Consider the following 12,346-nt stretch of genomic DNA (forward strand, 5'->3'; position numbering starts at 1 on the left):
CACGCTGCAGTCTTGTGGTGTCCGGAAAGCGTCCTCGAGGGGTGGACCACTTTCTGGACGGGTGGACCCGGCCGGGGCAGGCCGGCGGTGATCATTCGCGGCGCCGGGGGAGGCACCGTGCAGTGACACCGCCGGACTCTCCGGCCGGTGTTTTCCCGCGCTGACAACGAGACAGCTCGCTGGACAACGGCGTCCGGGCAGGAGCACTGTGGCAGCAGGGAATTCGCGAAGCTGGGGGATGCATCGTGAAGAACACACTGTCATTGCTCTTCGTCGCGGCCGTCGTCGTGACGACTTTGTCCGCTCCCGCCGCGCAGGCCGCTGTCGCCGTGCAGGACCTCGGCACGTTGCCGGGTGACGTCCGCAGCGTCGCGCAGGACATCAACGAAGCCGGTGCCATCGCGGGAATTTCGATGGGCGCGGGAGTCTCGCAGCACGCCGTTCGCTGGGATCCGGGCTCGCCGATCAGGAAGCTCAACGATCTCGGCTTCGACACCGTGGCGTTCGCCATCAGCAGCCAGCGCACGGTCGTCGGCTACGCCGTCGACGCGGCGAACCGCACCCAACCGGCGCGCTGGGACTTCAGCGGCGCGCTGACCGTGCTGACCGTGCCCGGAGCGGTGAGCGGGGTCGCATACGACATCAACGACTCCGGCGTCGTGGCCGGCAGCGCGGTGATCAACGGCGTCAGCCACGCGGTCGTCTGGGACAGCGCGGGCGTGGCGACGGTGCTCGGCGAGGGCTCCGGCCAGTTCGTGACCGGCGCGGGCACGGTGATCGGCTACTCCGGCGACCAGCCCGCGCGGTGGACCGACGGCGGCGGTCTCTACGTCTACGACAACCACGGCGCGTTGGTGCTCGGACACAACCAGGCCGCCGACGCCGTGGGCACGTCCGGCGGCGAGGGCGTGCTCTGGCTCGGCCGCCGCCGCGCACCGCTGGGCCAGGACACCAGCCCGCGCGACATCTCCGGCACGGGCTGGGCCGTCGGCGTCGCGGGCGGACGGGCGGTCCGCTGGGAAGCCTCCGAGTTCACCACCGCCCAGCCGCTCGCGCCGGCCCCGTCGGCGGCGTCGGACGTCAACGACGCGGGTGTGATCGCGGGCACGGTCGGTTCGTGGGCGGCGACCTGGGACGCGGCCGGTGCGCAGACGATGCTGCCCGTCCTGCCGGGGTCCAACCGCAGCGCCGTCTCGGGCCTGTCGGAGAACGGCCAGGTCATCGGCATCGCAGGTTTCGCGGACGGCACCTGGCGGGCAGTCGTCTGGCGCTGAGCCTGTGCATTTCGCCAGAAATCGGACCAAACTGAACGAGAGGGAAGGTCAACACGTCTTCTAGGACATGACCGCCGTGTTGAACACGCAGACCACCGCCGTCCGAGTGCAGCCCCGCTCGCTCGTGGTCCTCGCCGGCATCCCCGGCGCGGGCAAGACGACGCTGCTCACCCGCCTGGACGCGGAGGAGCCGGTCACCGTGCTCGACTCCGACCAGGTGCGCACGTGGCTCGAACCGCGCGTGCCCCTGCCGTACCGGTACTGGCGCGTCTTCGTGCACCTCACCCACCGCCTCCGCGTGTTCTGGGCAGCGCTGTTCAGCACGGGCCTCCTCGTCGTGCACGAGCCGTCCACCCGCCCCGGCACCCGTTTCATGCTGGTCCTGGCGGGCCTGCTTTCGGGCCGCCCCCGCCACTTCCTGTGGCTGGACGCCTCGGCGGCCCAGGCCCTGGACGGCCAGATCGCCCGCCGCCGCGTCGTGCGCACCCACGCGTTCGAACGCCACGTCCGCCGCGGCCAGGAGATGCGCGCGCGGTTCGAGTCGGGCTGGGTGCCGGCCGGATTCGGCGGCGTGACGCTGCTCACCCGTGCGGGAACATCGGGTGGTCTGCGCATCATGGTGTCGTGATCAAGGCGGTTGTGTTCGACTTCGCAGGCACCCTGTTCGGGCGCCCCACCTACCCGTGGCTGTCACCTCAGCACCTCTCGGTGCTGCGCGCCCCGGCGCCGTACATCGCCCGCATGAACGCCGCCGAGCGCGCGGTGTGGGACGCCCGCGACCTCACGGCGCTGGCGAACCGCTCCGCCTACTGGACCCTCTTCCGGCTGGCGGGCCTCTCGATGCCCGACTCGATCTTCCAGCGCCTGCACGACCCGGCGTTCTGGCTGCCCTACCCGGACACGGCCGCGGCGTTGGAGGTCGTGCGGCCGTTGAAGGTCGGCGTGCTGAGCAACATCTCGTGGGACATCCGGGGCGTCTTCGCGCGCGAGTCGCTGTCGGTGGACGCGTTCCTGCTGTCATACGAGATCGGCGTGTCCAAGCCTTCTGCTCGTGCTTTCGAGGCGGCCTGCGTGCGGCTCGACGTGGCGCCTGACGAGTGCCTGTACGTCGGCGATGATCCGGTTTCGGACGGTGCGGCGGTGAAAGCCGGGTTGCGGTTCGAGCAGATCTCCACCGCTCCCGTGGGACGTCGTCAGCCGGTGCTGCTGGAGGCGCTGGCACGCCACGGGATCAACTGATCCGCAGCCGGGCTTCCGTGATGAGATCACCGACGTCGTCGCCGCGTGCCGTGCCGGACAGCGGACGCGTGAACCCGTCCGAGACGTCCCAGTACCGCACGGTCCTGTCTCTGGAGCCGGTGACCACCGTTCCGTCCGGCAACCAGAGGGCGGCGGTGACCGCATCGCCGTGGCCGAGCAGCGCCGTGCGTTGCCCGCTGGTCACGGGATCCCAGACACGGGCCGTTGCGTCCGATGACGCGCTGAGGAGACTGCGGCCGTCCGGAGACCAGGCCATTGCGCGGATCTCGTCCGCGTGGCCGTGCAGTTCGCCGATCTTGACGAGGTCGTCGGTCAGGCGAAACAGCACGATGGTCGCATCGGCGCACCCCGCGGCGAGCACGTCGTGTTCCGGATGCCAGGCGATCGAGGTGAACCACTTGCTCTCCACGAACGAGTACAGCGTGCGGTCCATCGAGTTCACCGTCACGTTGCCCTCACCAGCGACAGCGAAGATCTGGCGGTGCGGATGCCATGCCACCGCCGTGAGATTCCCGGAGTGCCGTGTCCACGTCGCAGAGGTGAGCAGCTCGCCATCACGGCTGTAGACCCTGGGAAGCCATGTTCGGTCCCGCGAGACAGCGGCCAGCAGTGTTCCGTCCGACGACCACTGCAGGTCATCGATTTCGTCGGTCGTCTCCGCGAGCTGCGCGACCAGCGCTCCGTCCTGGTCCTGGATGGTGACCACCCCGTCGTCGGATCCGATCGCAAGCCGTTGCCCGTTCGGTGTCCAAGCGAGGGAGCACTGTCCGTTGAAGATGGGATCGATGAGGGACTTGAGACCGATCGTCAGTTCACCGGACACGGGATTCCGCGCGAGCGCGAGCACCTCGCCCTTCGCGTAGAACCAGTTGGCGGTCGGCTCCGAGCCGATCTTCCACGCGCGCTGGGTGCCGTCTTCAGCGACCGTGGCCAGCTGATCTCCCTCGTGTGACCAGGCGACGTCGCAGACGCCTTGATGGTGGCCGCGCAGGCACAGCAGCTCCCTTCCGGTCACGGCGTCCCAGACTCGGGCGGTTCCGTCCGCCGAGGCACTGGCGATCCTGGTACCGCACGGCGACCAGCTCACTCTGCGCACGCCGTCTGAATGCCCGCGGAGGTGCGTTTGTCCGATGGGGCGGTCGAGCACGGCCGTCGAGCGTCCGTCCCCACTCGCCCAGATCTCCGGGTCGTGCGGGTGGAACCGGACCGATCGCGCCGCCGCGTCCGTCCAATGGCGTTCTGACAGTGCGTGCGTCAAACGATGGCCGACTCCCTCGAGTGCGACCCTTCCGTCGTCCCTCGCGATGGCGATCCACCTGCCGTCGGACGAGATGTCCGCATCCCACAAGCGCACGGTGTTCTGCTCGTCGTTCTTGACCACTGCCCGAACCGCGTGCACAGGCGCGTCATTCCGACAGGCGACGTCCCACAGGTAGACACCACCGTCCGCACAGCCGACCAGCACCCGGTCACCCGTGGCGTTGAACCGCACCGACCACGGAAGGCCTGGCAGCGGAATCACGCGGATCTCCCGCTCCTCGCGGGGGGACCACAATCTCAGCGTCGCGTCGGTCGCCACCGACGCCACGACATCGCCGTTCGGGGACCAGGCGACCGATCGCACCCAGCAGGGGCCGGTGCCGTGCGAGAACACGTGCAGGCAAGCAGCGGTCCCGGAGTCCCACACCCGAACCGTGCCGTCCTTCGATCCGGTCACCAGCTTCGTGTCGTCCGGTGACCAGTCCACACCCCAGATGCCGGCGGTGTGTCCGCTGAACGAGCGCAGCCGGTGAGTGGAGGCCATGGCACGCAACAACAACAGCCGCCAGCTCGACAGATCCGGGGCGTGCGGGAGCAGCCGTACCGTGAAGTCGTCACCGGCGAGAACCTGCAGCGCGTCGACCGGATCGAGCGCGACCGCCCGCCGCACGTCGTCGTCCACCTTCTGTTGCGACGACAGCTGGAGCAACCGCTGTGCGTCGGCGGAGAGGTGCTGCGGCCGCATCTCGGCGAACGCGTCGTCCGCAGGTGAGAGCACCGAGAGCAACGAGGCGAGGCGGGACGGGGCGATGAGCTGGTCGGGGTGCTTCACCGACTCCTTGGCGATGTCCTCGATCTCCCGCCGTGCCCGCAAGGCGGCATGGTCGCGTTCCAGGCTCTCGCGCAGCCGCGGCCAGCGCAGGAACAGGCTTTCGTGGGCCACCTCGATCGACTCGTGGGTCGCGGTGAGCACCCGGTTGGTGATGAACGGGGCGAGCAGCTGCCGTTCGTCCGCGGAGAGCTCGGCGACCGCCACCGCTCGTTTGGTGAACTTCCCGCCTTCGTCCACCGACACCAGGGTTCGCAGGGTGCGCAGCACCCGGCGTTCGGCCTCGCCGGCCTTCGGCCACGAGCCGTCGTCCTCGCGCACCAGGTCGCGTGCCATGGCCAGGGCCTCGTCGGCCTGCTGCCGCAGCACGTCCATCACACGTCCGGACGCGACGTACTCGGCACGGGTGATCGGCCGGGGCGCGCGTTCGCCGTCGCGGTTGACGTGGCGCCACAGGTTCTCCAGCGCGAACGCCAGCAACGGCAGCGACTCGCGGCTCGCGTCTTCCTGGATGAGGCCCAGCGCGGCGTCGTCGACGCTCCAGCCGAGTGCCCGCAGCGGACCGTTGACCACCACCGGGATCTCGGCCTTGGCGAGCGGCGCGACCAGGAAGTTGTCGCGGAAGAGCGGCTCGAGGTCCTCGTGCCGCATCAGGTCGTCGAGGAAGTCCGCGCGGACCGTGTGGACGACCCAGGCCTCGCCCCGGCTGGCGGCCACGAGTCGTCGCACCAGCGTGGTGGAGTCGCCGATCAGGAGTTCTTCGGTCTGGTCGAGCACCACGAGCCGGCGTCCGGGGCCTTCGATCGCCGGCAGCACGCCTTGCGACGGCGTGAGCGGGCCGATGATCGTCCAACCCGCCCGTCGGAGCAGAGGGATCAAACCTGCGCGCACCAGCGATGACTTGCCCGCACCCGACGGGCCGATCACCGCGAGAGCGCCGGACTCGCGGCGTCCGAGCAACGGTTGGGCCAACCGTTGGGTGTCGTCGTCGCGACCGAAGAAGAGCGAGGCTTGGTGCTCGTCGAACGCCTTCAGGCCGGGAAACGGTGACGTGGTGGTCGCGGCCTTGGTGACACCGGCTCGTTCGAGAACGAGCAACGCCGTGTCGCGGGCGGCGGCCAGTGAAGCGGCGTCGGCGTGGTCGACGCGCTGGGCCTGGAGGTCGTCGAGGATCGCGCGGTTCTGCGAGCGGGCGCTGAAGAACTCGATGCAGGGAGCGTGCGGTTTCCGTTCGCGGAAGATCGACGACTCCCAGGTGCACCACTCGGAGTAGGAGCCGGGGGAGGTGACGACGATCAACGCGTCCGCGCCGAGCAGCTCGCGGCGCAGGCTGTCCTTCCACGGTCGCGAGACGTCAGGGCCCGAGCCCGGCGCGGTGTAGGCGTGGACGTCCTCGTAGCCGGCGGCCAGCAGGGCATCGCGCAGGTGCAGCGCGATGTCGTTGCCCTCGTCGTGGCCGTGGTAGCTCAGGAAGATCCGACCCACCCGGAGCATCCTGCATCATTCGGGCCTGAAGGAGGACCCGTTGCGGGCCCGTTGGGGAGCCGTACCTCGGCTGACGGGGGCGTTGGCTAGTCTGGACGACGTGTTCTCCACGCTTTCCGACCGGCTGACCACGGTTCTCCAGGGCCTTCGCGGCAAGGGCAGGCTCAGCGACGCCGACATCGACGCCACCGCGCGCGAGATCAGGGTCGCCCTGCTCGAGGCTGACGTCGCGCTGCCCGTTGTGCGCGGCTTCATCGCCAAGGTGAAGGAGCGCGCCAAGGGTTCCGAGGTGCACCAGGCGCTGAACCCGGCGCAGCAGGTCGTGAAGATCGTCAACGAGGAACTGATCAACGTCCTCGGTGGCGAGACCCGCAGGCTGAACCTCGCGAAGAACCCGCCGTCGGTGATCATGCTGGCGGGTCTGCAGGGTGCCGGTAAGACGACGCTCGCCGGCAAGCTCGCCAAGTGGCTGAAGGGCCAGGGGCACACGCCGCTGCTCGTCGCGGCCGACCTGCAGCGCCCGAACGCCGTCACGCAGCTCCAGGTCGTCGGTGAGCGGGCGGGTGTGCCCGTCTTCGCTCCCGAGCCGGGCAACGGCGTGGGCGACCCGGTCGCGGTGGCACGGCGCGGCGTCGAGGAAGCCAAGGCGAAGCAGCACGACATCGTCGTCGTCGACACGGCCGGCCGGCTGGGTGTCGACGAGGAGATGATGAAGCAGGCCATCGACATCCGGGCCGCGGTCGACCCGGACGAGGTCCTGTTCGTGGTCGACGCGATGGTCGGTCAGGACGCGGTCAACACGGCCACGGCGTTCCGCGACGGCGTCGGCTTCACCGGTGTCGTCCTCACCAAGCTCGACGGTGACGCCCGCGGTGGTGCCGCGCTGTCGGTCCGCGAGGTCACCGGCCAGCCGATCCTCTTCGCGTCCAACGGCGAGAAGCTCGAGGACTTCGACGTCTTCCACCCCGACCGGATGGCCTCGCGCATCCTCGGCATGGGTGACGTTCTCACGCTGATCGAGCAGGCCGAGCAGCACTTCGACCAGCAGCAGGCCGAGAAGGCCGCGCAGAAGCTGCACTCCGGCCAGTTGACGCTCGAGGACTTCCTGGAGCAGATGCTCGCCATCCGCAAGATGGGCCCGATCGCGAACCTGCTCGGCATGCTGCCCGGCGCCGGTCAGATGAAGGACCAGCTCGCGATGCTGGACGAGAAGCACCTCGACCGCATCCAGGCGATCATCCGCGGCATGACCCCGGCGGAGCGCGACGACCCCAAGATCATCAACGCCTCCCGCCGGCTGCGCATCGCCAACGGTTCCGGCGTCAAGGTCAGCGACGTCAACGACCTGGTCAACCGCTTCTTCGAGGCCCGCAAGATGATGTCGGCGATGGCTGGCCGGATGGGCTTCGGCGGCGGTGGCGGCAAGGGGAAGAAGGGCAAGAAGGGGAAGAAGGGCAAGGGCGGGCGCGGCCCGACGCCACCGAAGATCAAGGGCGGCTTCCCCGGCATGTTCGGAGGCGGTATGCCCGCCGGCCTGCCCGGCATGCCTCCCGGCGGCGGCCTGCCCGACCTCGGCGGCAGCCTGAACGAGCTCCCGCCCGGCTTCGACCCGTCGAAGTTCAAGTTCGACGGCGACGACAAGAAGAAGTGACCATGCACCTGCGCGGCGTCGTCCTCCCCGACGGCGAGCCGCGAGACCTGTGGGTCGTCAACGGCCGTGTGCGCACCCAGCCGGTGCCGGGTGCGCAGACCGTTGTCGACGGCGGGTTCCTGGTCCCCGGCCTGGTCGACGCGCACTGTCACGTCGGCCTGGGCCCGCAGGGTGGTGTCGAGCTGCCAGAGGCCGTGGAGCAGGCGCTGACGGACCGCGACGCGGGCACGTTGCTGATCCGCGACTGCGGTTCGCCGATCGACACCACGCCGTTGCAGGAGCGCCTCGACCTGCCACGGATCATCCGGGCGGGCCGCCACATCGCCCGTCCGAAGCGCTACATCCCGCACATCGGCGTGGAGATCGAGTCGGACCTGCCGTCAGCCGTGGCCGAGCAGGCCGCGTACGGCGACGGCTGGGTGAAGCTCGTCGGCGACTGGATCGACCGCGGCGTGGGCGATCTCGCTCCACTGTGGACGGACGAGGAGCTGGCCCAGGCCATCAAGGTCGCGCACGACGCCGGTGCTCGCGTGACGGCCCACGTGTTCGGCGAGGACGCGTTGCCCGGCCTGATCAACGCGGGCATCGACTGCATCGAGCACGGCACCGGCCTGTCGGACGACACGATCGCGCTGATGGCCTCGCGCGGCACCGCGCTGGTGCCCACGCTGATCAACATCGAGACGTTCCCCGGCATCGCGGACAGGGCGGGCAAGTACCCCACGTACGCGAACCACATGCGCGACCTGCACGCCCGCGTCTCGGCCACCGTGTCGTCGGCGATCGAGGCCGGCATCCCGGTCTACGCGGGCACCGACGCGGGCGGCGGCATCCAGCACGGCCGCATCGTCGACGAGATCACCGCGCTGCACCGCGTGGGCATGAGCGCCGCCGACGCCATCGGCGCCGCGTCGTGGAACGCCCGCGAGTGGCTCGGTTTCCCGTCCCTGACCGAAGGCGCGGCCGCGGACATCGTGGTCTACGACGAGGACCCTCGCGAGAACCTCGACGTCCTGCGGTCGCCGCGCATGATCATGCTCAGGGGCAGGATCCACTAACGGTTGTACTCCGACAGCGCACCGGCCTGGTACGACCCGCCCTTCTGGTGGGTGATCACGGCCATCCGGTTGGCGGCGTTGATCAGTCCGATCAGGCACACCAGCGCCGCCACCTGCTCGTCGTCGAAGTGCTTGCGCACGTTCGCCCAGGTCTCGTCGCTCACGCTCACGTTCTCGGTGCCTTCCTCTGCGAACGCGAGCGCGGCCTGCTCGGCCTCGGTGAAGACGGTCGTCTCCCGCCATCCGGCCACCAGGTGCAGGCGCATCGGGTCCTCGCCCGCGGCGATGGCCTCCTTGACGTGCATGTCGAGGCAGAAGCCGCAGCCGTTGAGCTGGCTGGCGCGCAGGCTCACCAGCTCGGCCGTGATGCTCGGCAGCGACGTCTGGTGCAGCGCCATGCCGAGTCCCGCGAACCGCTTGCCGATCTTGGTGCCGGTCTCGGTGGCGAAGAGGTCGAAGCGCGATTCCATGATTTCCTCCCTCGTGGGCCTTGCTTGACGACCACGAGATGCCGCTCGCGCCCCGGCTGTGACAGCACCTGTTTGTGACACACGACACTGTCACAGGCCCCGGTCGGCCGGCGTCTCGTGCGGAGACCCGTTTCAGGAGGAGACCAATGCCGGACGTCGCGACCACCGCGTTCGTGAGCCACCGCAACCTGCTCTTCACGATCGCCTACGAGATGCTCGGCTCCGCGGCCGACGCCGAGGACGTGCTGCAGGAGACGTGGCTCAGGTGGGCCGACGTCGAGCACGCCCTGGTGGAGAACCACCGCGCCTACCTGGTCCGCATCGTCACCCGCCAGGCGTTGTCGAGGCTGCGAACCCTGGGCCGCCGCAAGGAGTCCTACGTCGGCCCCTGGCTGCCGGAGCCGCTGCTGACCGCCCCGGACGTCGCCGAGGACGTGGAACTGGCCGACAGCGTCTCGATGGCGATGATGCTGGTCCTCGAAACCCTCACCCCGACCGAACGCGCGGTCTTCGTCCTGCGCGAGGTGTTCGACCTGGACTACGACGAGATCGCCACGGCGGTCGACAAGAACCCCGCGGCCGTCCGCCAGATCGCGCACCGCGCCCGCTCCCACGTGGCCGCCCGCCGCCCCCGCGAGGTGGTGACGCAGGAGGAGTCCCGCGAGGCCCTCGCCGCCTTCCAGCGCGCCACCGAAACCGGCGATCTGCAGGCGTTGCTGGACCTGCTCGCCCCGGACGTCGTGTTCCTCGGCGACGGCGGCGGCGTGAAGCAGGCCGTCGCACGGCCCGTCGTGGGTGCCTCGAAGGTGGCGCGCATGCTGCTCGGCGGCCTGACCAAGACCTCGGGCTGGGAGATGGAACCGGCGCAGGTCAACGGACATCCGGCGTTGATCTTCAAGTTCGAGGGCGAGCTCGACACCGTGATCGCGGTGCGGATCGACGACGGGTTGATCAGCGGGCTCTACGCGGTGCGCAACCCCGAGAAGCTCTCGCACATGGGGCAGGAGACGACTCTGCGCCGCTGAGGTTCGACAATTCCACGGCGAGGGCGTTCCCGCCCGGACGAGCAACTCGACCTGCGCCTTGCCGGGAACGACCTCGTCGCAGTACCAGTTCCGTGGCACACCTCGAACCTGGCCGCTGAGGTTTAGTCGCAGCGTTTGTGTGCCGATCCGTTCACCAGGAGAAGGACATCCGGCGGGGGACCCGATCTGACCATCTTTTGGCCAGATGCTTGGCCCGGTTTCCGTCGGTGCCGCACAGTAACCTCGGATTCGGGGGCGGCAGCACTCCCCCAGGGGGATCGCGGTCCCCACTCCAAGCGTATCGCGAGGCACCGACAGCGCATCGGTGCTTCAGAAGCCGTCGATCGCGAGGTGAGCCGATCATGAGGGTGTCACAGATCGCTGTAGGTCCGCAGGTAGCCGCGGCGTGACTAGATTGCAGAGCGTGAGTGAGCCGGAGTCCCTGAAGCCGAGGCGAGGCTTCATCGAAAGCCTGCGGGACATCAGCCGCAACCCGGAGCCCGAGCGGGTCGGCCAGCGCTGGGGATTCGGCGCGTTCCTACTGGTGGAAGCGGTCTTCATCCTCAGCGCGGTGTTCATCACCGCGGTGGGCAACAGCTTCGGCGCGACGCTGGAGAGTTCGACGGCGCTCGTGCTGGTCGGCTCGCTGGTGCCGATCGTGCTCGCGGCCGCGGTCGCCGTCGTGATCACCTACGTCCGCGGCAACGGGCCCGTCGTCGACCTGCGGCTCAGCATGACCAAAGCCGACATCGTCTTCGGCCTCAAGATCGGTGTGGTGGGCCTGGTCTTCACCTACGCCGCCGCCACCGTGTGGGCGCGGATCGTCGGCAAGGAGAACGCCACGAGCGCCGTCGGTGAGCTCTTCAGCCAGGCGAACCTGCCGCTCGCCGCCGCCATCACGATGTTCGTCTACATGAGCTTCATCGGGCCGATCTGCGAGGAGATCATCTTCCGCGGCCTGCTCTGGGGTGCCGTCGAGCGGCAGGGCTGGAGCCGGTGGGCCGCGTTCGTGCTGACGACGGTGATCTTCGCGGTCAGCCACCTCGAACCGCAGCGCACGTGGTTGCTGCTCGTGATCGCCATCCCCATCGGCGTCGCCCGGCTCATCACGCGCAGCCTCGGGGCGAGCATGGTGGCGCACGTGATGAACAACTTCCTCCCCGGACTGTCCCTCCTGCTCCTCTCGGCCGGTGTCATCTGATGGATCTGAACAGCGACCTCGGCGAGGGCTTCGGCATCTGGAAGCTCGGCGACGACACCGCGCTGCTGGGCATCATCACCAGCGCGAACGTCGCGTGCGGCTTCCACGCGGGCGATCCGTCGACCATGCGCAAGGTGTGCGAGGAAGCCGCGAAGAACGGCGTCAAGATCGGTGCGCAGGTCTCCTACCGCGACCTCGCCGGCTTCGGCAGGCGGTTCATCGACGCCGATCCCACCGAACTGGCTGATGAGGTGCTGTACCAGATCGGTGCGCTCGACGCGTGCGCACGAGCAGCAGGCACCGAGGTCGTGTACGTGAAGCCGCACGGCGCCCTCTACAACGCGACGGTGCACCACGAGAAGCAGGCGGAAGCCGTGGTCAACGGCGTCAAGGCGTTCAAGGACCTCCCGATCCTCGGCCTGCCCGGCTCCGAGCTGCTCAAGAAGGCGAGCCAGGCCGGACTGAGGCCCGTGCAGGAGGCGTTCGCCGACCGCGGTTACACCCCGCAGGGCACGCTGGTCCCGCGCAGCGAGCCGAACGCCCTGCTCACGAACACCGCGCAGATCATCGAGCGGGCGACCAGACTGCTGCACGGCGAACTCGTCGCGGTCGACGGCACGGTCATCAAAACCCGGGCGGAGTCGCTCTGCGTGCACGGCGACACGCCGGGTGCGGTCGAGCACGCCCGAGCCGTGAAAGACGCGCTGGGGACGGTCGCGTCCTTCGTGTAGAGGCCCGATTCGGATCCACCGGCCCCCATCTGGCACAATTGCCGTCTGTTCCGCCGCGGTCGGCCCCTCTGCCCGGGCCGCGGCCGTGTGCATCACCAACAC

10 protein-coding genes are annotated in these 12,346 nt (G+C 69.2%); 8 read left to right on the forward strand and 2 right to left on the reverse strand.

Annotated elements, in window-relative coordinates; genetic code table 11:
• Positions 1-245 precede the first annotated feature (245 nt).
• The 3 genes from IEZ09_RS27635 (at position 246) to IEZ09_RS27645 (ending at position 2,513) form a co-directional block, all read left to right on the forward strand.
• Positions 246-1,274: a hypothetical protein gene (locus IEZ09_RS27635; protein WP_189256694.1), complete on the forward strand. Its 1,029-nt coding sequence runs from the start codon at positions 246-248 to the stop codon at positions 1,272-1,274.
• A gap of 67 nt (positions 1,275-1,341) precedes the next feature.
• The gene (locus IEZ09_RS27640) at positions 1,342-1,902 is read left to right on the forward strand and encodes an AAA family ATPase (RefSeq protein WP_189256695.1); all 561 of its coding nucleotides are present in this window, start codon (positions 1,342-1,344) and stop codon (positions 1,900-1,902) included.
• On the forward strand, positions 1,899-2,513 hold the full coding sequence (locus tag IEZ09_RS27645; protein ID WP_189256696.1) for an HAD family hydrolase: 615 nt from the start codon (positions 1,899-1,901) through the stop codon (positions 2,511-2,513). The genes IEZ09_RS27640 and IEZ09_RS27645 overlap by 4 nt, the downstream gene beginning before the upstream one ends.
• Here IEZ09_RS27645 and IEZ09_RS27650 read toward each other — a convergent pair.
• Positions 2,506-6,108 (reverse strand): nSTAND1 domain-containing NTPase, encoded by a 3,603-nt coding sequence (locus IEZ09_RS27650; RefSeq protein WP_189256697.1) that lies wholly within the window; start codon positions 6,106-6,108, stop codon positions 2,506-2,508. The genes IEZ09_RS27645 and IEZ09_RS27650 overlap by 8 nt on opposite strands.
• Before the next feature lie 100 nt (positions 6,109-6,208).
• On the opposite strand from IEZ09_RS27650, the gene ffh reads away from it, so the two are divergent.
• Entirely contained in the window at positions 6,209-7,759 is a 1,551-nt protein-coding gene (gene ffh / locus IEZ09_RS27655) for a signal recognition particle protein (RefSeq protein ID WP_189256698.1), read from the forward strand.
• Between the two features lie 2 nt (positions 7,760-7,761).
• The gene (locus tag IEZ09_RS27660) at positions 7,762-8,817 is read left to right on the forward strand and encodes an amidohydrolase family protein (RefSeq protein ID WP_189256749.1); all 1,056 of its coding nucleotides are present in this window, start codon (positions 7,762-7,764) and stop codon (positions 8,815-8,817) included.
• Here the strand turns inward: IEZ09_RS27660 and IEZ09_RS27665 are convergent.
• A complete protein-coding gene (locus IEZ09_RS27665; protein ID WP_189256699.1) occupies positions 8,814-9,287 on the reverse strand; it encodes a carboxymuconolactone decarboxylase family protein in 474 nt (157 codons plus the stop codon). The genes IEZ09_RS27660 and IEZ09_RS27665 overlap by 4 nt on opposite strands.
• Before the next feature lie 146 nt (positions 9,288-9,433).
• On the opposite strand from IEZ09_RS27665, the gene IEZ09_RS27670 reads away from it, so the two are divergent.
• From IEZ09_RS27670 to IEZ09_RS27680, 3 genes are all read left to right on the forward strand, one after another.
• A complete protein-coding gene (locus IEZ09_RS27670) occupies positions 9,434-10,312 on the forward strand; it encodes an RNA polymerase sigma-70 factor (RefSeq protein WP_189256700.1) in 879 nt (292 codons plus the stop codon).
• 424 nt (positions 10,313-10,736) lie between these two features.
• Entirely contained in the window at positions 10,737-11,513 is a 777-nt protein-coding gene (locus IEZ09_RS27675; RefSeq protein ID WP_189256701.1) for a CPBP family intramembrane glutamic endopeptidase, read from the forward strand.
• Positions 11,513-12,244 carry a LamB/YcsF family protein gene (locus IEZ09_RS27680; RefSeq protein ID WP_189256702.1) on the forward strand — a complete coding sequence of 244 codons (732 nt, stop codon included), beginning with the start codon at positions 11,513-11,515 and terminating at the stop codon, positions 12,242-12,244. Before IEZ09_RS27675 ends, IEZ09_RS27680 begins: the two co-directional genes overlap by 1 nt.
• Positions 12,245-12,346: the final 102 nt, after the last annotated feature.

Origin of the sequence: Lentzea flava, from assembly GCF_014648475.1 — a bacterium.
Taxonomy (GTDB): domain Bacteria; phylum Actinomycetota; class Actinomycetes; order Mycobacteriales; family Pseudonocardiaceae; genus Lentzea; species Lentzea flava.

Coding starts and splice junctions, on each gene's coding strand:
- IEZ09_RS27640 (WP_189256695.1), top strand. CDS start 1,342: ATGACCGCCGTGTTGAACACGCAGACCACCGCCGTCCGAGTGCAGCCC.
- IEZ09_RS27660 (WP_189256749.1), top strand. CDS start 7,762: ATGCACCTGCGCGGCGTCGTCCTCCCCGACGGCGAGCCGCGAGACCTG.
- IEZ09_RS27665 (WP_189256699.1), bottom strand. CDS start 9,287: ATGGAATCGCGCTTCGACCTCTTCGCCACCGAGACCGGCACCAAGATC.
- IEZ09_RS27670 (WP_189256700.1), top strand. CDS start 9,434: ATGCCGGACGTCGCGACCACCGCGTTCGTGAGCCACCGCAACCTGCTC.
- IEZ09_RS27680 (WP_189256702.1), top strand. CDS start 11,513: ATGGATCTGAACAGCGACCTCGGCGAGGGCTTCGGCATCTGGAAGCTC.